The sequence below is a fragment of the Aliicoccus persicus genome, from assembly GCF_900110815.1.
GTDB classification, from domain to species: domain Bacteria; phylum Bacillota; class Bacilli; order Staphylococcales; family Salinicoccaceae; genus Aliicoccus; species Aliicoccus persicus.
Window position 1 is genome coordinate 24,250 of record NZ_FOIT01000003.1, and the last position, 23,115, is coordinate 47,364.

Consider the following 23,115-nt stretch of genomic DNA (forward strand, 5'->3'; position numbering starts at 1 on the left):
GTCTTTCAGCTTCCGCTTGCTCAGCTGCTTGTCTTTCAGCTTCCGCTTGTTGAGCAGCTTCTCTTTCAACTTCTGCTTGCTCAGCCGCTGCTTGTTCAGCTGCAATTCTTTCAGCTTCTGCTTGCTCAGCCGCAATTCTTTCAGCTTCTGCTTGCTCAGCCGCAATTCTTTCAGCTTCTGCTTGTTCAGCCGCTGCTTGTTCAGCCGCTGCTTGTTCAGCCGCTGCTTGCTCAGCTGCAACTCTTTCAGCCTCCGCTTGTTCAGCGGCACTGTTATCTACAACTTCAACTTCTGCTTGTGGTGCTTCAACTTCTACAATTGTTTCTACTTCTGAAGCTTCGATTACTTCTTCTGAAGCTTCAGAAGTTGTTTCAGTTGTTTCTTCAACTTGAGTTACTTCTTCAACGATTTCTTGTACGTAATCGTCTTCAGCTTCCTCAGCGACTGCTTCTTCACCAACTAATGATAATTTTTGACCTACATAGATCAGGTCAACATTTTCAATATTGTTCCACTGAGCAATCAGTTTATAGTCAATACCGAATCTTCCACCGATTTTAGCTAATGTGTCACCAGCTTGTACTGTGTAAACATCAACTGTTTCTTCTTCTTCGACTACTTCTTCAACAACTTCTTCAGGTTCAGGTGCTGGTGCTTGAACAGTTTCTTTAAGTTCAAGCACTTGTCCTGGGTAGATTAAATGTGAAGTAATCCCGTTAATTTCCATTAACGCTCTGTAGTTTGTACCGAATCTGTCAGCGATTTTACTTAAAGTATCGCCAGCTTGTACTGTGTATGTATCAGAATCTTGTAACTTTAATGATTGATTCGTGTAGATAGTATCTGATTTTAAGTTATTTAATTTTTTGATTGAATCGATTGAGACTCTGTTATCTTGAGCAAGTTTCCAAAGTGAATCACCTGCTTGAACTTTGTACTCTGAAGCGTCAGCTTCTTGCGATAATGTAATAGTGGCAAATGCTGCTGATGCAGTGAGTGCTGTAACAATTTTCTTCATTTAGAAATTCCTCCATCGTAAATTGTTCTATATTGTTCATTCTTCTGTTGTCTAATTAACTATTCATATATTAGCAGATAAAAACTATGATTTGGGCTTTGTAATATAACTGTAAAACAATTTAAATCATTCTAATATAAACATAGGGAATTCTGTAATCTAAACCCGTTTTTTGTTACTTTTTAGGTGTCTTACAGAACATTAGCCATTATAACAAATGTAGAAAAAATAACACTTATAAAAAGTAATTTGCTAAAATTAGTAAGTAACAATTATATATGGAAAGAAAGTGTTAGATATGGGTAGGAAATGGAATAACATTAAAGAAAAGAAAGCGATGAAAGATAAAAACACATCGCGATTATACGCTAAGTTCGGACGTGAAATATACGTCGCTGCAAAAAAGGGAGAACCAGATCCGGAGAGTAATGCAGCTCTAAAGGCAGTACTAGACAAGGCTAAAACATTCTCTGTCCCAAAACACATCATTGATAAGGCAATTGAAAAAGCTAAGGGTACAGATCATGAAGATTATCATGAGTTGAAATATGAAGGATTCGGACCAGCGGGTTCAATGATCATCGTTGAAGCTTTAACGAATAATGTTAACAGAACAGCAAGTGACGTGCGTGCTGCATTCGGTAAAAATTACGGTACGATGGGTAATAGTGGTGCAGTCAGCTACATGTTCGATCCGCGCAGTGTCTTTGTGTTCAAAGGTCACGAAGAAGAAGTCTTTCTGCATTTAATGGAAGAAGGCGTTGAAGTAATTGATGTAACAACTGAAGAGGATTTAGTGGTAGTCTATGGAGAAATAAGTCAATTTAACGAAATAAAACAAGCATTGGATCAGTTGGAGATTTCTGAGTATGAGGTTGCAGAACTCACGATGATTCCTCAGTCACAAGTTACATTGGATGAAGAAGGAATGAGACAATTTGAACAGCTCATCGATTCTCTGGATGATTTAGATGATGTGTCTGTTGTCCATCACAACGTTGCAAATTAATTGATACAACGAGATAAGTAGGTGGTATTTGCAGTGAGGACTAAATTTATAGATAAAAGAGGATGGCGACGTGTAACAGATTCTAGTTATAAAGAACAGTTGGTCACATTGGATGATGAACGGTGTTTAGTCGGGCTAATCCGCATAAATAAAGTAACGAATCCACTTACAGTGAAGATTGTCGGTGAAGATGTGTGTGTCGTCGCACCTGGATATCGTTGGTTAACAATCATGCCTGAGAATAAGTATTACAGCATTACGGTCATGTACGATGAAGACTGGAAGGTCTTGCAATATTATATTGACATCAATTATGAACATACATTAGAACTCGATAATGCGCGGCGAAAAGATCTTTATCTGGATGTGTTAGTATTGCCTTCTGGTAAAAAGGAAGTCGTCGATAAGAAAGACCTTAAACACGCACTTAAAAAAGACAAAGTCACAAAGGAACAATTTGACTTTGCCTATTCTATCGTAGATGAAGTGTATCAAATGTTGGATTCTGACTTTAATGGTTTTACAACCTTTTGTAACGACTGTAAAGAAGTAATGAATAAATAAGATGAATCGGGAGGTTGTTTAAATGAAAGTCGATGATCATGAGTTACTCGTAGCATTGGATCAGACGAAATCGTTGAAAAGTGCTGCGGATTTATTATTCATCTCCCAACCAGCAGTGAGTCAGCGACTAAAATCAATAGAAGAGGATTGGGGCGTGCAGATTTTCATTAGAACGAAGCGCTTCATCCACGTTACACCCGAAGGTGAACGTATCATTGAACATGCAAGGCGCGTTGTTGCTGGAGAAAAAGAAATTAAAGAGTACTTGCGAAGTCATAAGAACGAAGTGTCAGGGAATTTATCGATTGGTGTGTCTTCCATTATAGGCAGTACGATTTTACCGAAAATTGTGCGTCAGTTTTTACTGGAATATCCGGATGTGAATATTAAAATCACCGTTGGATCAACACCTCAAATCATTTCGAAAAGTAACGAGTATCACGTGTCGATAATACGCGGTACACAGATCTCTCATAAGATTAACGAGCGTATTAAAACCGATCGACATTATTTTGTCTCACCAATTCAACAGATGGATGCCCATGAACTTTCTGTTATCGAATTTCAAGCAGACCGCTTATACTTAAATGAGATTGAGCAGTTTTACGTTGAAAGATATCAGGAAAGATATGATCCACAGATTAAAGTGGACCAGATGAGTACGTGTAAAGAGCTGTTGCTAGAAGGTATAGGTGTAACGATCTTACCCGAAATTGCAACACAGGATTTAAGCAATGAAGATTTCAATATCGAAGAAGTGTTAGTTAGAGGCGAACCACTTTTAAGAGATACATATTTAGCATATGATGAAACCATGTTGCGATTACCTCAAGTCAATGCATTTAAATCATTAGTCAATACGTTCGTACAACAAAATAATAGAAAGAATTAGGGGTGCCTATGCTAAGGGATATATTTAATATAAAAAATTACCCATTGTTTTTAGTTAATATGGGATTCCTTGGAGTTGCCATTGCTGTCACGAGTCCATTCTTAATCATCTATATGACTGAAGAATATGGCATATCAACAACTGCGTTTGGTTTGTTTTTAGCAGCTGCAGCACTCGGGAGTTTTATCATCAATACATATGTCGGTCGAAAAAGTGACCATATTACCTTTGACCGAAAATACATAATCGTCGCTGCGCTAGTCAGTATGATCATCGCGTTTATGGGCTTCGTAATATTTGAGAATTTACTCATCGTTATTGTCAGCTACATATTGTTTGCATCACTCGGTGCACCAGCAATGCCACAACTGTATGCAAGTGCACGCGAATCGATTAACGATTACCAGCCCCGCCTTGCGACATTTGCCAACACAGTCTTACGTTCTACATTTTCACTTGGATTTTTGATCGGTCCATTAATCGGTACAATATTACTCGCTAATTTTGGCTTCGATGGTTTGTTTGTCGGTACTTCATTATTTTTCGTTTCGGTATTAATACTTGCGTTACTGATAAAACCTCGTTCAAAACCACCGAGTGAGCGCGACGATGTTCAGATGAATGTATCAGTGTCTAATCAAGCACCCTCATTAACAAAAAACATGTATATTTTCTTACCGTTTATAGCATTTATCTTTTTACAAATGGCTATGTTTATGTATAACCTTAACATGCCGTTATATGTTACGGGGACGCTTGGACTTGATGAACGAAACGTCGGAATTATCGCGAGTCTCTGTGCAGGACTCGAAGTACCATTTATGATTATGGTGGGTTATATTGCGGGGAGATATTCTGCTAGAAATTTACTCATAGTCAGTGGATTCTTTGCAATTATATATTTCACCTTAATCGGCACGATACAAGACTTTACGTGGATGCTGATTGGACAAGTGCCACTCTCCATATTTTTAGCAATCATGTTAGGACTTGGAATTAGTTATTTCCAAGAACTTGTGCCACAATTTCCGGGGTTTGCTTCAACACTTTTTGCCAACGGTATGATCGTTGGGCAGTTACTAGGAAATTTACTCGGTGGGATGCTCAGTGACTTTGCTGGCGTACAGAGTGTATTTTACCTTTGTACAGCTGCTGTCATCATATCGATGATTATCCTGTTTATAACGAAGCCAGTAGTAAAAGAGGAGGCGATTTAATATGGAAGTTTTATGGTGGATTTTGATTGTCGTGTCGTTTCTCATTGGATTTGTCGGCGTTGTTATACCAGTGATCCCTTCGATATTAATGTTTTGGATTGGATTTTTTATCTATCAATTTTTAATTAGTGGGTATGAACTCGGCTGGATATTCTGGACAACTTCAGCCGTTTTAACAGTGTTGCTCTTCTTTAGTGAAATTATCGCTAACTCTATATTTGTAAAGAGATTCGGTGGTACAAAAGCGGGTGAATATGCAGCAATCATCGGTGTCATTGCCGGTATGTTTGTGTACCCGCCAATCGGTATCATTTTAGTTCCTGTCATTGGGGTTTTTACTGTAGAATTTTATCAGTCAAGAAATAGACGCCAAGCAACACGAGCATCCATCGGCTCATTATTAGCATTTCTTGCGAGCTCATTATTTACTTTACTCGTGTTCATATTCTTAGTCGTATGGTTCATATTATGGGTGTTCGTATTTTAGATAGAAGGACGGAGATGGCGATATGAAGAGAATATTAACGATTTGTTTATTGTTTACTGTTACAATCGTTCTTAATGGCTGTGAAAATGCAAGTAGTGAAAGTGCAACGATGGAAGAAGAAAATAAATGGATGGAATCACGAATAGCAGAGCTTCAGGAAGAAAATGCAGCATTACTTGAAGAGATACAAGCATTAGATCCTGAGTTTGAATATGGGAAAGAAGAAACTGATGAAGAAACAGAAGAAATAGAAGAAGACAACTAAAAAATTATGGATGATGAAGCTAGGACATGTGTCCTAGCTTTTTTCTTTTGAATAAATTTTGTGTTGGAATAAAAGAATTACAATGACAAACCAACGATTAGAGATCATATGAAAAATTCATAATTAACGTATAACGATTGCATAATTAATTTGATAGAGTTTCTAGGAAAATCAAATAATAATTATAAAATTTAATTTTTATTATCAAAAATTGAAAATAAACAAGTGTATAAATGATAACGATTACAATGCTTCATAATAAAGAAATCGATAAAATCAATGTTATCGGAGATTTTAATTTGAAAATTATGGGAAAAACTGGTTTTATTGCATTTAACGAATATGAAATTGTCATACAAAAAGCTTGGACTAAAATTAAATTAGAATAATTTATAATAATACTTGAATTGAATATAGATTGATATATGATTGTTTCAAATTTAACTTGGAAGAATGCAAATGAAACGATTGAAAAGCACTTTGGCTTTATCATTAATGTTACTCGGGGACGGTGTGTTCTTATCACAGACAGCTGATGCACAGGAACAAGGTGGCGATGTGATTGTATCGATTAATAGTGATGTGGTATCAATGGATCCACATGGAAGTAACGATGTACCATCGAACCAAATGCGTACGACATTGTATGAAGGTCTCGTTAAGTTAGACGAAAATATGGAAATTCAGCCGCTACTTGCTTCAGAATGGGAAGCAGTTGATGACACAACTTGTGTGTTTAATTTAAGAGAAGGCGTAACATTCCATGATGGTACTGAGTTTAATGCAGAAGTTGTTAAAGCAAACTTAGATCGAGTATTGGATCCAAATTTCGCTTCAGAGCGTGCATTCCTCTATACAGCTGTAGAGTCAGTAAACATCATCGATGAATATATTGTTGAAATTGTTACAAGTTATCCGTATTCACCATTACTCGAGCATTTAAGCCATGATGGTGGGGGAATGATGAGTCAGGACCTCATCGAAGCGGACTATGAAAATGCACTTGAACAAGCGGGTGTTGAATTATCTCTAGAAGAATACTACGAGTTGTGTGAAGACGGTGGTAGCGATAACGCACTTGTTCCATTATTCCACTCTGATAGTTTAGGTGATGTGGGTAACCGTTCGTTCTACGTGAGTGAAGAACTCGATGCTTTACTTGATGCAGGTAAAGAAGAAGTTGATGATGATGCACGTGAACAAATATACAAAGATGCAGCACAAATTATTGTTGAAGATGCACCAGCAATCTTCGTTCGTCACGGTGAATACTTGAACGCATACAGAACTGAATTACAAAATGTACAGATGGATAGATTTAATAATATTAACTTCAAAGATTTATACTTTGAATAATCATTGAATAATAGCTAGACTTAAAGAGTGCCAAACGGCATTCTTTATTTTTGGAGAGGAGAGAGGATATGAAAGTTCCATTAATAGGCGTAACGACATTTATTGAAGGTGTCAGCTATCGTTTACCAAAATATTACGGTGAAGCAATTGTTGACTGTGGGGGCGTTTCAGTGCTCCTTGTTAAAACTTTAGACGAAGATAAAGTAAAGAAACAAGTCGAAGCACTCGATGGCATCATTTTAGCAGGTGGTAGCGATATAGATCCTGAATTATTTGGAGAAGGGCCACATCAAAAACTTGGTGAAATTGAGCCAGGACGTGACGAATATGAAATGCTGTTGATCAAATATGCACTTGAGATGAACAAACCAATTTTAGGTATTTGTCGCGGTAGCCAAATCTTAAACATCGCAATGAAAGGTAATATGTATCAGGACATCTACGCGCAGATGGATGATGTTTATCAGCATAATCAAAAATCACCTGTGCAACGAAATTCACATTATATTGATATTGAAAAAGGTTCGAAATTACACGAGATTATGGGGGATGACAATATTAAAATCAACTCATTCCACCATCAGGCAAACAAAGAAGCTGGACCAGGATTTAAAGTCGTTGCACGAAGTAAAGACGGTGTCGTTGAAGCGATTGAGTCGACAACACATGATTTCGTGATTGGTGTGCAATGGCATCCAGAATGTACATATGAAGTAGATGAATATTCACAAAAATTATTCCAAAGATTTGTTGATACAGCACGTGGATAACAAATAAATATTAATTAAAATTTATTTTATTACGAATTCCGTTGTAATCTGTAAACGCTTTCTTTATACTAAACTTATGACTATAAGGAGAGTGATGATTTAATGCGTTTGGGTAAGATGATGTTAACAAGTTTAGGTGTAATGCTCACAGCATCGTTAGGGTATAGCATGGCAACGAGTAGTGTAGATGCGCAGGAAGACGGTGTTGATTTAGATATTGGTTTACTGAATGAACCGGTATCGATGGATCCACATACTGCGAATGACATTCCGTCTGCACAGATTAGAACTCAGCTTTATGACACTTTAGTGAAACAAGATTTCGATATGGAGATCGGAGAAGGCCTTGCAACAGACTGGGAACAAGTGGATGACAATACATGGAGCTTCACATTACGTGAAGGTGTAACATTCCATGATGGCAGTGATTTTACAGCAGAGGACGTGGAAGCAACACTTGAGCGTATACTGGATCCTAGTTCAGCATCATCTGTTCGATTTATGTTTGAAATGATTACAGATATAGAATCGGTCGATGAACATACGTTAGAGATTACGACAGAATATCCGTTTGCACCGTTATTGAGTAACTTATCTCACAACACAGCGGGTATTTTAAGCAAAGATACGATTGATGAAGATTATCAGAACGCGCTTGACGAAGCTGGATTAGACATTACGCTTGATGAATATTATGAGATGCGCGATGAAGGTGGAGATGAGTTCGATGATGTATCGGCTCAGATTACTGAATTCATTGGAAATCATTTAGCACCAAACCCTGTCGGTACAGGTCACTTACAATTTGTAAGTCGTACGCCAGGAGATAACATCGTGCTTGAAGGTTTCGACGATTACTATGAAGAAGGACGCGAGCTTGGTACAGTTACTTACCGCGTCATCCCAGAAAACCAAGCGCGTTTAGCAGAACTTGAAACAGGTGGTATCGCAATTTCTGATAGCGTTGACCCAGTGAATATGGAACGTGTTAGAAATGCTGATAATATGGATATCATCGATCAAGAAGGATTATCAATGACTTATTTAGCATTTAACGTTGAGAACGAATTGTTTGCTGATGTGAATGTCAGAAAAGCAATTTCACATGCATTAGACCGTGAAGGTATGATTGATGGTCTACTAGATGGTCGAGGCATTCATGGTTCAACACATATTGCACGTACAGTTAACTTCCATGACGAGTCATTCGAAGAAATCGAATATGATATGGAATTAGCACAAGAATATATGGCTGAGTCTGACCAGGCGGATGGCTTCAGTGCAACACTATGGGTATCTAACTCAGATACGAACCGTGACTTAGCGCAGTACATGCAAGAGACACTTGGTGAGTTGAAAATCGATATTACAATTGAAGAATATGAGTTCGGTACATTCTTAGATATGGCAAACAGCGGTACACATGATATGTTCATGCTTCAGTGGATTACAGTAACAGGTGATGCGGACTACGGATTATATCCAATGTTCCATACAGATTCTCAAGATGGTTCAGGTAACAGATGGTTGTATTCTAACCCAGAACTTGATACAGAATTAGAAGGTGGACGTCAAGCACAAGATGAAGAAGAACGTGCTGCATTCTATAGTGAAGCACAGCGCATCTTACTTGAAGACCTTCCGATTACACCGCTTTACTATTCAGAGCTCGGAATTGGTATCAATACAGACTTAGTCAGTGGTGTTGAACTCGATCCAGTTGGTATCATTCGCTTAGAGAATGTTACTGCCCCAGAGTAAACCATTTATTTAAAAGATAAAAATATAAAATAATACTAATACACGTATTCCCCATCATGGATGCAATACGTGTATTTTTATCTGTGCGTGTGAGCCAGTCATATTTCCATAACCAATGTTCAAGTGATATAATAAACAAGTGATTACGAATTGAGAAAATTGGGTGAACAATATGTATGAAAAACAATTTAGATTGCTAGAAAATAAAAAAATGACATTAAAAGAACTTGCACTTGAGCTGGAAAGTGTTGTCGGACAAACGATCAATAAAGATGAATTTTTTTATAAAAGAGATGTTGCGCTAAAGCCAAATACGAACGTGTCACAAGATACATTTCATGTAACATATGAATTTCTGGATCATAAAGATTTTATAGATGTCGTTGCGTCGTTACCGAGTAAGCGAAAGCTTTCAGAGTATGATTTTACAGATGCCAATTTTGATATCGAATTAATATCTTATGTTAAACGAGATACTCCAGAAAATAAGTAAGGTAAACAATGATTTATTTTAAAACGAAACGATTGATTTTTAGGGATTGGAAGGCATCTGACATCCCGAAATTTCAGCGTATGAATATAGACCCAGACGTTCGCAGATATTATGAAGTAAAAGAATTGGACAAAGAAATTTCGAAAACGCGCGCAGAAGAATTTCAAAAACATCTAGAAGATCGTGGCTTTGGATTTTTTGCAGTCGAACTGAAGCGGACAGGGGAGTTTATCGGGATGATTGGTATTAAAGTGATCGATGAAAATGGTCCCTTTAAATTGGAAATTTTCCCGTGCGTTGAAATCCGTTGGAAACTGATGAAGAAATATTGGAACCAAGGCTACGCAACAGAAGCGGGTGTTGGTCTGATTCGATTTGTTGATCGGAACACAAACATCCATGAGTTATATGCCCTGTTTCCAAAGAAGAACTTTGCTATTCAAAATGTCGTGGAAAAAATCGGCATGACGTATCACTCGAGCTTTGACCATCCGCTTATAACGGATGGCCATCAATTAAAGCCATTTTCTGTTTTTTATCGAAAAATATAATAGGTTTTGTTGGATTACCCCTGTGAGCTGGAAGAAAACTAGTTTATGGGGGTTTTTGTTGTCGAGTGTGTGGATATACGTGCCAATGAAAGTTGCTCATTGACACGCAGATTGGTTTACATTCCAATGAGACTCGCTCACGGACACGCAAACTCGATTTACTCACCAATAAGCGTCGCAAAAAACAAAAATACCCCCTGCATATAACAGGAGGTACCCAACAATACAATTTTAATTCAAATTTTGAATGTCTTCGTAAGTTCGTGTGGATAATGGCGTAAATGTTTTAAATCCTTCAAGCAGTTTTTCAGCAGAAGTTTCTACTTGAACGAGTGTTTTAAAACGCGCTTCTAGAAATCCTTCATCGATCAACTTATCGATTGTTTTTAACAATTGATCATAGTATCCGTTGACGTTTAAAATACCGATTGGCTTATCATGTAATCCAAGTTGGCCCCAAGTGAATACTTCGAAAAATTCTTCTAATGTACCTGCGCCACCTGGTAACATAATGATGCCGTCACCGTGTTCTTCAAGCATCGCCTTACGCTCATGCATTGTTTTAACAATAATCGTTTCACTGATGTCAGCATGCGCGACTTCGCGGTCGACTAAAAATTGTGGGATGATGCCTTTCACATAGCCATTCCCAGAAAGTGCACCATCTGCGACTGCACCCATCATGCCTGTTGCGCCAGCGCCATACACAAGTCCGATATTCTGTTCTGCTAAAAATTTTCCTAACTGAAGTGCGGATTCTATATAAGCAGGATCTTTACCTGATCCAGCGCCACAGAAAACCGTAATATTCTTTAACTCTCTCATTGCGACGCAACTCCTTTAGATACCCGTTTTTCTACCAATTTCTTGTATATGTGCTTCTTGTTTTTCTCTGTGCTTTTCAAAGAGACTCTTTGATGAATCTTTATCTGTTTCTACCTCGTGATTATCTTTACGATCTTTTTCCTCTTCTTGCGTGAAGTCAACCGCTTTAGAATCTAGCGCACGCTTGTGTTTTTCATGCAGTTTTCCAGGATCGAGTGTCTCTGCTTCCTTTCGACTCGCAGCGATTTTCTTTTCATTTAATTTTGCAATGTTATTTAGCATGTTTGATCCAATCTCCTTTTCGTGTTGGACATTAATATTTTGAATATCTTTGATGTCTTGTACTTCTTTAGAATCTAAATTATTTTGCTCTTGAGATTTTAAAATCTGAGGTACTTCTACTTTTTCTTTAGAACGCAATTCTTCTACCTTGTCACCAACATTTGAATTGACTGTTTTAATCGTTTGTTTCGTGTTGGAGTAGACAGATGAACTGATATTTTTGGCACCTTTAATTGTTTTCGTACTTGTGTTTTTTATTGAATTTAGTGCATTGCTGGATTTTTCAGGAATTCCCTTATCAGTGATGTAATTCTTTATGTTTTGTCGATTCATGATGATTGGAATCAGTACTAAAATTAAAACATTTACTATCAGTCTAGCATTTTTCATATTCTCACCCTCTGATCATTAACTTGATACGTCATGGTGTTTTCTCGGAATAATAACTGTAAATGTTGAGCCTTCGCCTTCAACACTTTCAACATCGATTCGACCTTTGTGAAGTTCGACAAGGTGCTTCACGATGGATAATCCGAGTCCGGTTCCACCTGAATGACGGCTTCTTGCTTTATCTACCCTATAAAAGCGTTCAAAAACACGCGAAATCGTATTTTTAGGAATACCTATTCCATCGTCAGTCACAGCGAGTACAAATTCATCTTTTGAGAATACAACACCGACTTTAATATTACCATTTTCTTTTGAATAGTTAATTGCATTTGCAATTAAGTTTAAGATGACTTGACTGAATCGATCCACATCAAGCTCAACAAACATTTCCTTCTCATCCAAATTCGGTAGTTGCAATGTCAGTCCTTTTTTCTCAATTTCATTTTGTAATGTTGCGGCCGTACTATGAATGAGCTGGATGACATCGACCGTTTTAATATTGAGCGGGATATCATGTTTTTCAATTCTAGACAATTGTAGTAAGTCGTGAATTAGACGATCGATACGATCACTTTCATCATAAATAATTTGTAAGAAGTAGTTTCGTGTCTTTTCATCATTGACTTCGTTAGAGAGCAGTGTTTCTGTAAATCCTTTTACCGATGTGACTGGTGTTTTTAATTCATGTGATACATTCGCGATGAAATCACTTCGAATTTGTTCAAGTCTTCTGATGTTCGTAATGTTATGGAGGACGACGATAATCCCGCGTCGCTTCCACCCTTTACCATAGTATGGTGTCAAATGGGCATCATAGATAAAATTCTCAGATAAGTGTAGTTCCTCTTGGATTTTTCTATTATCTTGATACAATTCATGCATTAAACGAATCAGAGTAGGGAAAGACTTAATACTCGTAAAATGCTTACCGATTAGATCGTCTTTCGTTAAATTGAGAATAGATGTCATCGACGGATTGATCAGCTCGATATATCCTGCCTTATCTACAATCATAACTCCGCTGTTGATCTGAGAGATGATACTCTCAAGTTCTCTTTCATTTTCTTCAATTTCACGCGTCTGTTCAAACAGACTCACCGCAAGGTCGTTAACAGATTCACCGAGAATTTTGATCTCACCGCTCGTGTCGATATTCACTCGACTGCTGTAATTCTTGTTGCGCAGCTCTTTCGTTACTTTGATAATTTCATTGATTGGCCGCGAGATACCACGTGCAATCAACATGCTAATGATTGCGAATAGAATGAGTAGACCACCTGTTACAAAGGCTGCACTTCTCCAAAATTCCGCAATCATTTGTTCTAGAGAATTTAAGGTCATCGATGTCCGTATGATCCCTGCGATTTCACCATTCGCATCGTATGTTTTAAGTGCATGGTAAAGCATGGATTCTTCAAGCGTATCACTATATCTCTCAGTCGTATAAGAGCGTCGACTATCTTCAAGTAAAACTTGAATCTCTTCACGTTCTAAATGATTTTCCATAGATGCCTGGTTGTGCATCGAGTCAACGATGACATCACCATCCGTATCGATAAAAGTCATGCGTACATTGGATTCTGTGTTTAAATCTTCCAACCATATTTCTACGTTCTCATGTATCTCATCGATTTCTTGAAACTGGAGTTGTTGTGAAATGAGTTGTGCAGTATCTTCTAATTGTGTGATAACTTGTTCTCTAGCAAACGATTCTATCGTAGAAGTTAATGCCCACCATAATAACAATAAAAGTATGAGAATACTCAAGAAAAATGCTGAAGCTATTCTCAACCATAATCTATTCATCCGACGGTCCTTCCAGCTTATAGCCAAATCCGCGAATCGTTTTTATGTATACAGGACGCTTTGAATCATCTTCAATCTTCTCGCGCAAGTGACTGATGTGAACATCGACGATGCGTGTATCTCCGTCATAATGGAAGTCCCAAACACCGTTGAGCAGTTGATCTCGACTCAGCACCTTACCATGATTATTCGCAAGATATAGTAGGAGCTCGAACTCTTTTGGTGTTAAAACGAGTAATTTATCTTTAAAATGAACATCATAACGATCAAGGAAAATTTTCAAATCACCGATTTTGATGACTTCACCATTTTCGTCCTCTGTTTTCACATCTTGTGTGCGTCGTAAGATTGCTTTGACACGTGCGATGACTTCTCTTGGACTAAATGGTTTTGTCATATAATCGTCTGCGCCGAGTTCAAGACCAAGAATCTTGTCGAATTCTTCATCCTTGGCAGTGAGCATGATAATTGGTACATTGACCTTCTCTTGTCTTAAATGTTTACATACATCCATCCCATCCATTCCTGGGAGCATTAAATCGAGAATGATTAAATCTAGTTTTTCTTTTAAAGCAATCTCTAAAGCTTGTTTACCATCATCTGCTGAAATTACGTTGTAACCAGCTTGTTTTAAATTAAATTGTAAGAGCGTAGAAATTGATGGTTCATCATCGACAACTAGAATTGTACGCATGGAGAAGCTCCTTTCACTTTATGTATCCACAGTGGACAATTATAATAATATTTTAACATATCAACACGAAAACTTAGCAATATTAACAATCTTTTAATATACACGTTGCTGACTGGTAGTAAGAAGAGAAGGAGGGCATTTATATGGGAAGATATAGTCGTCAAACATTGTTTAAACATATCGGTGTAGACGGTCAGCGTGCGATTACAAAGCGTACGGTCGTAATCATTGGTGTTGGTGCGCTCGGAACAGTATCGGCTGAGATGCTCGCAAGAGCTGGTGTAAAGAAATTAATACTCGTCGATAGAGATTATGTAGAGGAAACAAATTTACAGAGACAGTCTTTATTTACGGAGCGCGATGCGGTGAATCAAACACCAAAGGTTGTCGCAGCGAAAGAAAGAATTAAGGAAATAAGAAGTGACCTAGCCATTGAAACGTATATCGAACATTGTGATGCACAGTTGCTTTTATCGATTGCAGCAGGTGCTGATTTAATATTAGACGGCACGGATAACTTTGAAACGCGTCTGTTAATCAATGATGTCGCTTATAAATTAGGCATCCCATGGATATATGCTGCATGTGTTGAGAGTACCTATGTGAGCAGTGCATTTATACCCGATAAAAACACGCCGTGTTTTAGATGCTTGATTCCAACTTTACCGACGACAACATTAACATGTGACACGGCAGGCATCATCGCACCAGCAGTGCATACAGCTGTCAGCTTACAAATTTCAGCTGCGCTCAAAATTTTGAGTGGGGGAGAAATTATAAAACCATCGATGACAATGGGTGACCTGTGGCAAAACGAACACATGACGATCGGTACAGAAGCGTTGATTCATGACGAATGCCCAACGTGTCAAACGAAAGAATTTCCAGAATTAAATAGAACGACACATCGTCAATTTAGTTTATGCGGACGCGATACGGTGCAGATTATTGATGACAGACTCACAGAGCAAGTGGTTGCTAAAACACTTACAGAACGTTCAATAGAATATAAAGAAACACCATATTTCATAGAATTTCATTATGATGATACACGTATCGTTGCGTTTCAAAATGGACGATTACTCGTTCATGGCATCATGGATGTCAATAAAGGACAGACAATCGTCAATCAAGTGTTTGGATAAGGAGTTGAGGAAATGAGTCACGTTGAGGATATCGGAAGAAAAATTAGAGTGGGTGTGATAACTGTCAGTGACACGCGGACGAAAGAGACTGATAAGGGTGGCGCGCTCGTGCAAAGCTATTTAGATGATGATACCTATGAAGTGACGCATTATCGTATTGTTAAAGACGATGTTAATGCCATTCAATCTGAATTAAAAGAGATGCTTAACACAGTGGATGCTGTTATAACGACAGGAGGGACTGGCATTGCCAAACGCGATGTGACGATTGAAGCGGTGTCATCATTTTTTGTAAAAGAGCTCGAAGGTTTTGGTGAGATTTTTAGAATGTTGAGCTATACAGAAGATATTGGATCACGGAGTATTTTATCGAGAGCTACAGCAGGTACGACGGAAGAAAATAAGTTAATTATTTCACTACCCGGTTCAACAGGTGCCGTCAAGCTTGCGATGGAACGACTCGTCGTGCCTGAGTTGAAACATATGATTTCTGAACTAAATAAATAATCAAGTAAAAATCACGTATGTCTTCTCATACAAGGAGACATACGTGATTTCATTTTTGATTATTCTTAATCGGCTTGATAGTCCCCACTTTTACCACCGGACTTTAACAACAGTTTAGTTTCTAAAATTTCCATGCCTTTATCGAGCGCTTTACACATATCGTAAACGGTTAATGCCGCTGCACTTGCTGCTGTCAGTGCCTCCATTTCAACACCTGTCTTTCCAGTTGTTTTAACCGTTGCACTGATTTTTAAAATATATACATCATTCTTTTTATCATTCTCCCATTCGAAACTGATATCAATACCATTTAACATGAGTGGATGGCACATGGGGATGATTTGTGAAGTATTCTTCGCTGCCATAATTCCTGCGACTTGACTGACAGCGAGTACATCACCTTTTTTTATATTGTCTTCAGTAATAGCTGCATAGATCTCTTCAGTCACTTTAATTTTAGACTGCGCAGTTGCTGAGCGTTTCGTTATATCTTTGTCAGAGACGTCAACCATGCGTGCGTGTCCTTCTTCATTGAAGTGCGTAAACTTTGTCATAGAATCACCTTGCTATATAATAGTATGTAATCATTATAACGCAGAATCATAACAAGATACTAAAATAGAGGAAAGTGATCGCCGTGACATTACAACGTACACCCATTCATATCACCGATGCTGTTGCTCGTGTGATTAAACATACAAAAGAAACAAAAATCGAAACGATTGACTATCTAGACAGTTACGGGAGATTTTTAGCAGAAGATTTATATGCAAATGAAGATCTACCGCTGTTTAATAAATCTGCCATGGACGGATTTGCCATTCGTTCTGTAGACTCGATTGGTGCATCGGGTGACAATCGTATCGCGTTCAAAGTAGTTGAAGAATTACCTGCTGGAAAAACGAGTGATTACACGCTCAAAGAGAATGAAGCATTTCGAATTATGACCGGTGCCGAAATTCCGACAAGTGCTGATGCTGTCGTCATGTTTGAACAATCAAAAGCGATTGATGATACATTATTCACGATTAGAAAACCTTTCGAACCGAATGATAACATCGCCATGCGTGGCGAAGAGGTTAAGACTGGTGAATTAGTCGTGCCAAAAGGCACGTTGATCAATCCTGGTGTCGTTGCGAACTTGGCAACGTTTGGCCATGGTAAAGTGCGCGTGCATCAGTTACCGAAAGTTGCGGTCATGTCTACAGGCAGTGAGCTGTTAGATGTAGAAGATAAACTGACGCGAGGAAAAATTAGAAACTCTAATACGCCGATGATTATTAGCCAGTTGAAACGCATGGGCATCGAGGCGAAAGTTTATCGGTTTAAAACAGATGAGCTGGATGAAATTTTAGAGATTTTTAAAGAATTGACGTCTGACTTCGATGTTGTCATTACAACGGGTGGTGTCTCTGTCGGAGACTATGACTTATTACCAAAAGTGTACGCCCACTATGATGCAGAAGTATTATTCAACAAAGTCGCAATGCGTCCAGGCAGTGTCACAACGGTTGCAAAGCTGAATGATACGCTGCTGTTTGGACTTAGTGGTAATCCTTCAGCATGTTATTCAGGATTTGAATTATTTGCACGACCATCGATTTTAAAGATGCTTGGCGGAAAAAATATTTATGCTCCTATTGTTGAAGCGACGCTTGGTGCTGATTCCAAAAAGGCAAATCCTTTTACACGATTTATTAGAGCAGAATTAGAATACACAGGTGGCACACTGTATGCATCACCTGCTGGATTCAATAAATCAAACGCAGTCACTTCTATCGCAAGATCGAACGGTGTCATCATCTTGCCAAGTGGATCACGTGGTTTTGTTGCAGGAGATCAAGTGAAAGTCATGCTGACAGATGTGACGAGTGGTACACCTTCGTTTCTGCTTACGGAGGATGATTGATATGAAGATACTTCAAGTCGTCGGCTATAAAAATTCAGGTAAGACAACGACGATTCGTACATTTATTGAGCATGTTAAATCTCATGGAAAATCTGTTGCTGTCATTAAACATCATCATTTAGACAAAGCCGTTATCCGTGAAGAAGTGGATACGGGCAAATTTGTCGCAACTGGAGCTGAATACAGTATATTGAACACACCGACATATACTGAATTGACACAGCGTCATGATGAAGATATTGTCGTTCAATTGAATCATCAACTGGAATTTCTAGAAAAGTCAGGGATCGATTTCGTCTTTATTGAAGGATATAAGGACCAACCGTATCCAAAAATCTCATTGAACTATTCATTTGGTCAAGCCAGAGAGACAGACATCAATGATATCGGACTTGAAGCGGTGTTAGAAACGTTTGATTTACGGTATGATAAAGAGAAATTGTTTTCATGGTTTAAAGGTTGGAGTGATTTAAATTGAAGTTATTTAGCGTGGTAGAAGAGCCGATTGATGTCAATCAATATCAACAGCTCGTACTCAATGAACATCAAGGTGCAATCGTGACATTTACAGGACATGTTCGCGAATGGACACATGGAACGAAAACGGTTCATTTAGAATACGAAGCATATACACCGATGGCTGAAAAAATGATGGCACAAATCGGTGCCGAGATTGAAGAACGTTGGCCAGGTGTCATGACAGCAATGGCACATCGTATAGGTCATTTAAATATATCGGATATCGCAGTCGTTATCGTCACGAGTTCGCCGCATCGTAAAAATGCATATGAAGCAAATGCGTATGCAATAGAAAGAATAAAAGAAATCGTCCCGATTTGGAAAAAAGAAGTTTGGGAAGATGGAGAAGAATGGATAGGAGATACGAAGCAGTATCATCCAGACGTGGAGGAAGAACAATGAAAGTTCTGTTATTTGCAGGTTTAAAACAAAAGGTCGGTCGGGAGTTTATTGACATTCCAGTTGAACAGTCGTTAGAGGTCAGCGCATTGCGTGAAAATATAGAAGAGATCGCGCCAACATTAAATGGAGAAGTATACATGGTGGCAGTAAATGAAAACTTCGTGCGCGCAGATTATCGAGTGCAAAAAGAAGACACTGTTGCACTTATTCCACCAGTGAGTGGCGGATGAGAACAATCGGCATCATACTGACAGGCGGACGCTCCACGCGTTTTGGTGAAGATAAGTCGTTATACAAAATCGATGGTAAACCGATGTATCAACATGTCTATGATTTAGTCGATGATTCAGGTGTGACCGATGAGATCATCATCAGTACGAATGAAACATTAAAAGATGAATTTGGCGCGCATCAAGTAATTGTCGATGAACCTTCACTGACTGACGTCGGACCGCTTGGCGGTTTATATGCAGTAGCGAAAAAGTATCCAGGCTCACGATTTATACTTGTTTCTTGCGATACACCTTATATACCTTCCTCATGGATAAAAAGACTTGTTGAACATGCAGAAGCGCAACCGGGTAAATCTATCATTACTTTAGAAAATAGTATGTTACATCCGACGATTGCTGTGTTTGATGATCCTGAGTTAGTGGATAAGTTAGCAACACATTTGAATTCGGGTGGGCGTAGTATCCGTTCATTTTTCGATCAGATAGATGTCACATTTTTAGATGTAATTGAAGAAGGATTTGATCGCGAGAACTTTATCAATATTAACAGGAAGTCAGAATTGAAGTAGATTTATGCATGATTAGTTAGGAGGGGTCACAATGATTGTAGAAGATAAATTTGGAAGACCCATAAGGGATTTAAGGATTTCAGTCACAGACCGATGTAATTTCAGATGTTCATATTGTATGCCAAAAGAGATATTTGGTGACGACTATGAATTTTTACCGAAGAGAGAACTGCTGAGCTTCGATGAAATCGAACGTGTCAGTCGAATATATAGTGAGATGGGTGTTAAAAAACTGCGTTTGACAGGTGGAGAACCGTTGTTGCGTCGTGATTTGCACGTCTTGATTGAAAAGTTAAATAAAATCGAGGGTATTGAAGATATCGGCTTGACAACAAATGGTATTCTTCTTAAAAAACATGGTCAGAAGTTATTTGATGCAGGGTTGAAGCGTATCAACGTGAGTTTAGATGCTTTAGATGATGAATTATTTGGAAATATTAATGATCGCGGAATCGGTGCAAGACAAGTGCTAGAAAATATACACCATGCGCTAGACATCGGTTTCCAAGTGAAGATTAATATGGTTGTACAAAAGGGTTTAAATGAACAAGAAATTTTGCCGATGGCACGTTATTTTAAACAATTACCCGTCACATTAAGATTTATAGAGTTTATGGATGTGGGTAATGATAACGGTTGGAACTTCGATAAAGTGCTGACGAAAAAAGAAATGTTTTCAGTTTTAAGTGAAGAATTTGATTTAGAACCAGTCGACCCAGCATATTATGGAGAAGTGGCTAAAGTGTATAAGCACAAGGATGCGAACAGTCACCTCGGATTCATCACGAGTGTTTCAGAAAGTTTCTGTTCAACATGTACACGCGCACGCTTAAGTTCAGATGGTCGCTTTTATGGATGTCTATTTGCAACGAAAGGTGTTAATGTTAAAGAGATGTTGAGAAGCGATATGTCTGATGATGATTTGAAAGCAGAATTAGTGGATGTTTGGTCGAGAAGAAACGACCGTTATTCAGATATTCGTACAGAAATTACTGAGGAAAAACGTCGCGAAAGAAACAAAATTAATATGAGTTACATCGGTGGTTAGAAAGCTTAACCACGTACCAATAGGGGGACGATTTATGAAGAAGCTTGCGATTGTTACTGACAGTGCATCCGGCATATCAAACGAATACGCGAAGGAACATGATGTCATCATTTTACCGATGACTGTAATTATTGATGGTGTCGCATATCGTGAAGGTGTCGATGCAACGATAGAAGAAATTTATGAAAAGCTAGTAGTAAGTGGAGAAGGTGCGAAGACATCTCAACCAACGATCGGTGAATTTATTCAAGTGTACGAAGAAATAGAACAAGATGAAAGTTATGAAGCGGTCATTGCCATTCATGCTTCAAGTGAACTTACTGGTACGTACCAGAGTTCTTTATCGGCATCACAAGAATGTTCAAAGCCAGCTTTAGTAATTGATTCTTCAACGGGTAGTTATCCACTCCATAAAATGATTGAACTTGCTGTTGAATCTCGTGAATCGGATGAGTCGTTAGAAGCACTTGGCAAACGTATTCAATACGTAATCGACAATTCACAACTCTATATTTTACCGAAGAGTTTCAACCAGATGCGTAAGAGTGGGCGTGTATCTGCATCTCAGTCGATGCTGGCATCATTATTGAATATTCAAATTCAATTAGAGTTTGATGCGGGTAAAATTGTTATCGGAGAAAAGGTAAGAACGAAGCGCAAGATGGCAAAGTTGGTGATGGATAAGCTCGAACGCCACGTTGCTGAGGACAGTATCAAAACGATTGCTGTGCTATACGCCGGTACTAAATCATTGACGGATGAATGGGTTGAAAAACTAAAAGGGAGTTTCAATTCAGTTGATCTGGTATTCCAACCATTCGTACCAGTTGCTGGTGTTCACACTGGCCACGGAACGATAGCATTTAGTTTTGTAAAAGGTATGTAACCAAGGTGCGATTGTGCACCTTTTTTTACGCTTAAAATAATTGGATTTTAATTGTAAATCTATTATCATTTTGATATTATATTGTATTATATAATGAACACATTATAAACTTTTTAAATTTACCGGAGGTGAATCCCTTTTTTAAGGGAACTAATTGGACATATCCACCATAACAAACTTACTTATTTTTGTGATTCTGATCTTGCTAACGATTATATTCGTTGGTTCAGAATTCTCGCTTGTAAAAGCACGACAATCTAGAATCGATCAACTGATTGAGGATGGCAACAACGCAGCTGTACGTGTTAAAAAAATGACGAATGAACTCGATTACTACTTATCTGCGTGTCAGCTCGGTATTACCGTAACTGCACTCGGACTTGGTTGGATCGGAGAAAGTACATTTGAAGTCATTCTACACCCATTCTTTGATTTCATTGGATTACCTGACAACTTAGAGACAGTATTTACAGTGGCGACAGCATTCGCAATCGTTACGTTTTTACACGTTGTTGTCGGTGAACTTGCACCGAAGACAGTCGCGATTCATTATGCTGAGAAATTAGCAATGATGTTCTCATTACCACTTTATATATTCGGGGTTGTATTGAAGCCGTTTATTTTTGTTTTGAATGGTGCATCTCGCTTACTCTTAAGAATACTTGGCTTTAAAGACGCACCGCTCGATCAAGGTCACAGTGAAGAAGAATTAAAAATTATCATGACGCAAAGTTATCAGAGTGGTGAAATTAACCAGCAAGAGCTTGCTTATATGCAAAATATCTTTTCATTTGATGAGCGATTGGCGAAAGATATTATGGTACCACGAACTCAGATGATTACTTTAACGGAGCCAATTACTGCAGAAGATGTCTTAGCAGTTGTTCAAGAACACAACTTTACGAGATATCCTATTACTGGCTCAGACGGCGATAAGGATAATATTATCGGTTATATTAATGTCAGAGAATATTTAACACAGCACCTCGCAACGAATGGTAACGTACGCCCAGAAGATTATACACATGAAATGCCTCTAGTCACTGAAGTTTCAAGAATAAGTGATGCATTGATTAAAATGCAAAGAGAGCGCGTACATATTTCATTGATTATTGATGAATATGGTGGTACAGCAGGTATGCTAGCAATGGAAGATATTCTTGAAGAGATTGTTGGGGAAATACGAGATGAGTTTGATGAAGATGAGGAACCAGATGTTGTCAAAGTCGATGACGATGTGTTCCATATCAGTGGACGTGTTCTACTTTCGGACTTAGAAGAACAGTTTGATGTTGAGTTTAAAGATAGCGAAGAGATCGACACAATCGGTGGATGGATTAGAAGTATGAATTCAGAAATTGAAGTGGATGATTCTATCGATACCGAAAAGGACCGATGGATCGTTCTTGAACTTGATAATCACTTGGTGAAACAAGTTGCGCTCCACCGTAATTACAATAATAACAACATTGAAGTAATAGAAGATTAACAAAAAATAAGAGATTAAACGGCCATGG

At 38.3% G+C, this 23,115-nt stretch carries 28 protein-coding genes; 22 read left to right on the forward strand and 6 right to left on the reverse strand.

All coding sequences use genetic code 11. The features are described 5' to 3' along the window. Nucleotides 1-1,018: LysM peptidoglycan-binding domain-containing protein (locus BMW30_RS10570; protein ID WP_180366228.1), on the reverse strand; the 1,018-nt coding region annotated here is incomplete at its 3' end. A 298-nt stretch (nt 1,019-1,316) separates the two neighbouring features. On the opposite strand from BMW30_RS10570, the gene BMW30_RS05460 reads away from it, so the two are divergent. The 12 genes from BMW30_RS05460 (at nt 1,317) to BMW30_RS05510 (ending at nt 10,383) form a co-directional block, all read left to right on the forward strand. Then, nucleotides 1,317-2,027 carry a YebC/PmpR family DNA-binding transcriptional regulator gene (locus tag BMW30_RS05460; RefSeq protein ID WP_091474674.1) on the forward strand — a complete coding sequence of 237 codons (711 nt, stop codon included), beginning with the start codon at nt 1,317-1,319 and terminating at the stop codon, nt 2,025-2,027. 33 nt (nt 2,028-2,060) lie between these two features. Next, on the forward strand, nt 2,061-2,591 hold the full coding sequence (locus BMW30_RS05465) for a ribonuclease FAU-1 family protein (protein WP_091474676.1): 531 nt from the start codon (nt 2,061-2,063) through the stop codon (nt 2,589-2,591). Nucleotides 2,592-2,613: 22 nt separating this feature from the next. Continuing rightward, nucleotides 2,614-3,483: a LysR family transcriptional regulator gene (locus BMW30_RS05470; RefSeq protein WP_091474678.1), complete on the forward strand. Its 870-nt coding sequence runs from the start codon at nt 2,614-2,616 to the stop codon at nt 3,481-3,483. Between the two features lie 44 nt (nt 3,484-3,527). Beyond that, entirely contained in the window at nt 3,528-4,700 is a 1,173-nt protein-coding gene (locus tag BMW30_RS05475) for an MFS transporter (protein ID WP_245705639.1), read from the forward strand. A 1-nt stretch (nt 4,701) separates the two neighbouring features. After that, on the forward strand, nt 4,702-5,187 hold the full coding sequence (locus BMW30_RS05480; RefSeq protein ID WP_091474682.1) for a DUF456 domain-containing protein: 486 nt from the start codon (nt 4,702-4,704) through the stop codon (nt 5,185-5,187). A gap of 22 nt (nt 5,188-5,209) precedes the next feature. After that, nucleotides 5,210-5,452, forward strand: coding sequence for a hypothetical protein (locus tag BMW30_RS05485; protein ID WP_091474684.1), 243 nt, complete (start codon nt 5,210-5,212; stop codon nt 5,450-5,452). A gap of 233 nt (nt 5,453-5,685) precedes the next feature. Continuing rightward, the gene (locus BMW30_RS10575) at nt 5,686-5,841 is read left to right on the forward strand and encodes a hypothetical protein (RefSeq protein ID WP_180366229.1); all 156 of its coding nucleotides are present in this window, start codon (nt 5,686-5,688) and stop codon (nt 5,839-5,841) included. Between the two features lie 70 nt (nt 5,842-5,911). Beyond that, nucleotides 5,912-6,808, forward strand: a complete 897-nt coding sequence (locus tag BMW30_RS05490; protein WP_091474687.1) for an ABC transporter substrate-binding protein — start codon at nt 5,912-5,914, stop codon at nt 6,806-6,808. Between the two features lie 68 nt (nt 6,809-6,876). Further along, nucleotides 6,877-7,578 carry a gamma-glutamyl-gamma-aminobutyrate hydrolase family protein gene (locus BMW30_RS05495; RefSeq protein ID WP_091474689.1) on the forward strand — a complete coding sequence of 234 codons (702 nt, stop codon included), beginning with the start codon at nt 6,877-6,879 and terminating at the stop codon, nt 7,576-7,578. A 102-nt stretch (nt 7,579-7,680) separates the two neighbouring features. Then, the gene (locus tag BMW30_RS05500) at nt 7,681-9,339 is read left to right on the forward strand and encodes an ABC transporter substrate-binding protein (RefSeq protein ID WP_091474691.1); all 1,659 of its coding nucleotides are present in this window, start codon (nt 7,681-7,683) and stop codon (nt 9,337-9,339) included. Between the two features lie 172 nt (nt 9,340-9,511). After that, nucleotides 9,512-9,832, forward strand: a complete 321-nt coding sequence (locus BMW30_RS05505; protein WP_091474692.1) for a hypothetical protein — start codon at nt 9,512-9,514, stop codon at nt 9,830-9,832. A gap of 8 nt (nt 9,833-9,840) precedes the next feature. Beyond that, nucleotides 9,841-10,383 carry a GNAT family N-acetyltransferase gene (locus tag BMW30_RS05510; RefSeq protein ID WP_091474694.1) on the forward strand — a complete coding sequence of 181 codons (543 nt, stop codon included), beginning with the start codon at nt 9,841-9,843 and terminating at the stop codon, nt 10,381-10,383. A 231-nt stretch (nt 10,384-10,614) separates the two neighbouring features. On the opposite strand, the gene BMW30_RS05515 is transcribed toward BMW30_RS05510, so the two are convergent. From BMW30_RS05515 to BMW30_RS05530, 4 genes are read right to left on the reverse strand one after another with little or no spacing between them, the layout of a single operon-like run. Beyond that, nucleotides 10,615-11,208 (reverse strand): LOG family protein, encoded by a 594-nt coding sequence (locus BMW30_RS05515; protein WP_091474696.1) that lies wholly within the window; start codon nt 11,206-11,208, stop codon nt 10,615-10,617. Between the two features lie 15 nt (nt 11,209-11,223). Beyond that, complete coding sequence (locus BMW30_RS05520) at nt 11,224-11,880, reverse strand: hypothetical protein (RefSeq protein ID WP_091474697.1); 657 nt, start codon at nt 11,878-11,880, stop codon at nt 11,224-11,226. 18 nt (nt 11,881-11,898) lie between these two features. Next, entirely contained in the window at nt 11,899-13,686 is a 1,788-nt protein-coding gene (gene pnpS / locus BMW30_RS05525; protein WP_091474699.1) for a two-component system histidine kinase PnpS, read from the reverse strand. After that, nucleotides 13,679-14,380, reverse strand: coding sequence for a response regulator transcription factor (locus BMW30_RS05530; protein WP_091474701.1), 702 nt, complete (start codon nt 14,378-14,380; stop codon nt 13,679-13,681). Before BMW30_RS05530 ends, pnpS begins: the two co-directional genes overlap by 8 nt. A 143-nt stretch (nt 14,381-14,523) precedes the next feature. On the opposite strand from BMW30_RS05530, the gene BMW30_RS05535 reads away from it, so the two are divergent. Both BMW30_RS05535 and BMW30_RS05540 read left to right on the forward strand, forming a co-directional pair. Next, entirely contained in the window at nt 14,524-15,525 is a 1,002-nt protein-coding gene (locus tag BMW30_RS05535) for a ThiF family adenylyltransferase (RefSeq protein WP_091474703.1), read from the forward strand. A gap of 12 nt (nt 15,526-15,537) precedes the next feature. Next, nucleotides 15,538-16,032, forward strand: a complete 495-nt coding sequence (locus tag BMW30_RS05540; protein ID WP_091474705.1) for a MogA/MoaB family molybdenum cofactor biosynthesis protein — start codon at nt 15,538-15,540, stop codon at nt 16,030-16,032. Nucleotides 16,033-16,097: 65 nt separating this feature from the next. On the opposite strand, the gene moaC is transcribed toward BMW30_RS05540, so the two are convergent. Then, a complete protein-coding gene (gene moaC / locus BMW30_RS05545; RefSeq protein ID WP_091474707.1) occupies nt 16,098-16,586 on the reverse strand; it encodes a cyclic pyranopterin monophosphate synthase MoaC in 489 nt (162 codons plus the stop codon). 83 nt (nt 16,587-16,669) lie between these two features. On the opposite strand from moaC, the gene BMW30_RS05550 reads away from it, so the two are divergent. From BMW30_RS05550 to BMW30_RS05585, 8 genes are all read left to right on the forward strand, one after another. Beyond that, the gene (locus BMW30_RS05550; protein WP_091475130.1) at nt 16,670-17,941 is read left to right on the forward strand and encodes a molybdopterin molybdotransferase MoeA; all 1,272 of its coding nucleotides are present in this window, start codon (nt 16,670-16,672) and stop codon (nt 17,939-17,941) included. Between the two features lies 1 nt (nt 17,942). Then, nucleotides 17,943-18,419, forward strand: a complete 477-nt coding sequence (gene mobB / locus BMW30_RS05555) for a molybdopterin-guanine dinucleotide biosynthesis protein B (RefSeq protein ID WP_091474709.1) — start codon at nt 17,943-17,945, stop codon at nt 18,417-18,419. Next, the gene (locus tag BMW30_RS05560; RefSeq protein ID WP_091474711.1) at nt 18,416-18,862 is read left to right on the forward strand and encodes a molybdenum cofactor biosynthesis protein MoaE; all 447 of its coding nucleotides are present in this window, start codon (nt 18,416-18,418) and stop codon (nt 18,860-18,862) included. The genes mobB and BMW30_RS05560 overlap by 4 nt, the downstream gene beginning before the upstream one ends. After that, on the forward strand, nt 18,859-19,092 hold the full coding sequence (locus BMW30_RS05565) for a MoaD/ThiS family protein (protein ID WP_091474712.1): 234 nt from the start codon (nt 18,859-18,861) through the stop codon (nt 19,090-19,092). Before BMW30_RS05560 ends, BMW30_RS05565 begins: the two co-directional genes overlap by 4 nt. Continuing rightward, on the forward strand, nt 19,089-19,664 hold the full coding sequence (mobA, locus tag BMW30_RS05570; RefSeq protein WP_091474714.1) for a molybdenum cofactor guanylyltransferase: 576 nt from the start codon (nt 19,089-19,091) through the stop codon (nt 19,662-19,664). Before BMW30_RS05565 ends, mobA begins: the two co-directional genes overlap by 4 nt. Nucleotides 19,665-19,695: 31 nt before the next feature. Then, the gene (moaA, locus tag BMW30_RS05575) at nt 19,696-20,712 is read left to right on the forward strand and encodes a GTP 3',8-cyclase MoaA (RefSeq protein WP_091474715.1); all 1,017 of its coding nucleotides are present in this window, start codon (nt 19,696-19,698) and stop codon (nt 20,710-20,712) included. A gap of 34 nt (nt 20,713-20,746) precedes the next feature. Continuing rightward, on the forward strand, nt 20,747-21,598 hold the full coding sequence (locus tag BMW30_RS05580) for a DegV family protein (protein WP_091474717.1): 852 nt from the start codon (nt 20,747-20,749) through the stop codon (nt 21,596-21,598). Between the two features lie 154 nt (nt 21,599-21,752). After that, entirely contained in the window at nt 21,753-23,087 is a 1,335-nt protein-coding gene (locus tag BMW30_RS05585) for a hemolysin family protein (RefSeq protein ID WP_091474718.1), read from the forward strand. Nucleotides 23,088-23,115: the final 28 nt, after the last annotated feature.

Coding starts and splice junctions, on each gene's coding strand:
- BMW30_RS05460 (WP_091474674.1), top strand. CDS start 1,317: ATGGGTAGGAAATGGAATAACATTAAAGAAAAGAAAGCGATGAAAGAT.
- BMW30_RS05470 (WP_091474678.1), top strand. CDS start 2,614: ATGAAAGTCGATGATCATGAGTTACTCGTAGCATTGGATCAGACGAAA.
- BMW30_RS05480 (WP_091474682.1), top strand. CDS start 4,702: ATGGAAGTTTTATGGTGGATTTTGATTGTCGTGTCGTTTCTCATTGGA.
- BMW30_RS05485 (WP_091474684.1), top strand. CDS start 5,210: ATGAAGAGAATATTAACGATTTGTTTATTGTTTACTGTTACAATCGTT.
- BMW30_RS10575 (WP_180366229.1), top strand. CDS start 5,686: ATGATAACGATTACAATGCTTCATAATAAAGAAATCGATAAAATCAAT.
- BMW30_RS05490 (WP_091474687.1), top strand. CDS start 5,912: ATGAAACGATTGAAAAGCACTTTGGCTTTATCATTAATGTTACTCGGG.
- BMW30_RS05495 (WP_091474689.1), top strand. CDS start 6,877: ATGAAAGTTCCATTAATAGGCGTAACGACATTTATTGAAGGTGTCAGC.
- BMW30_RS05500 (WP_091474691.1), top strand. CDS start 7,681: ATGCGTTTGGGTAAGATGATGTTAACAAGTTTAGGTGTAATGCTCACA.
- BMW30_RS05505 (WP_091474692.1), top strand. CDS start 9,512: ATGTATGAAAAACAATTTAGATTGCTAGAAAATAAAAAAATGACATTA.
- BMW30_RS05510 (WP_091474694.1), top strand. CDS start 9,841: ATGATTTATTTTAAAACGAAACGATTGATTTTTAGGGATTGGAAGGCA.
- BMW30_RS05515 (WP_091474696.1), bottom strand. CDS start 11,208: ATGAGAGAGTTAAAGAATATTACGGTTTTCTGTGGCGCTGGATCAGGT.
- BMW30_RS05520 (WP_091474697.1), bottom strand. CDS start 11,880: ATGAAAAATGCTAGACTGATAGTAAATGTTTTAATTTTAGTACTGATT.
- pnpS (WP_091474699.1), bottom strand. CDS start 13,686: ATGAATAGATTATGGTTGAGAATAGCTTCAGCATTTTTCTTGAGTATT.
- BMW30_RS05530 (WP_091474701.1), bottom strand. CDS start 14,380: ATGCGTACAATTCTAGTTGTCGATGATGAACCATCAATTTCTACGCTC.
- BMW30_RS05535 (WP_091474703.1), top strand. CDS start 14,524: ATGGGAAGATATAGTCGTCAAACATTGTTTAAACATATCGGTGTAGAC.
- BMW30_RS05540 (WP_091474705.1), top strand. CDS start 15,538: ATGAGTCACGTTGAGGATATCGGAAGAAAAATTAGAGTGGGTGTGATA.
- moaC (WP_091474707.1), bottom strand. CDS start 16,586: ATGACAAAGTTTACGCACTTCAATGAAGAAGGACACGCACGCATGGTT.
- mobB (WP_091474709.1), top strand. CDS start 17,943: ATGAAGATACTTCAAGTCGTCGGCTATAAAAATTCAGGTAAGACAACG.
- BMW30_RS05565 (WP_091474712.1), top strand. CDS start 18,859: ATGAAAGTTCTGTTATTTGCAGGTTTAAAACAAAAGGTCGGTCGGGAG.
- mobA (WP_091474714.1), top strand. CDS start 19,089: ATGAGAACAATCGGCATCATACTGACAGGCGGACGCTCCACGCGTTTT.
- moaA (WP_091474715.1), top strand. CDS start 19,696: ATGATTGTAGAAGATAAATTTGGAAGACCCATAAGGGATTTAAGGATT.
- BMW30_RS05580 (WP_091474717.1), top strand. CDS start 20,747: ATGAAGAAGCTTGCGATTGTTACTGACAGTGCATCCGGCATATCAAAC.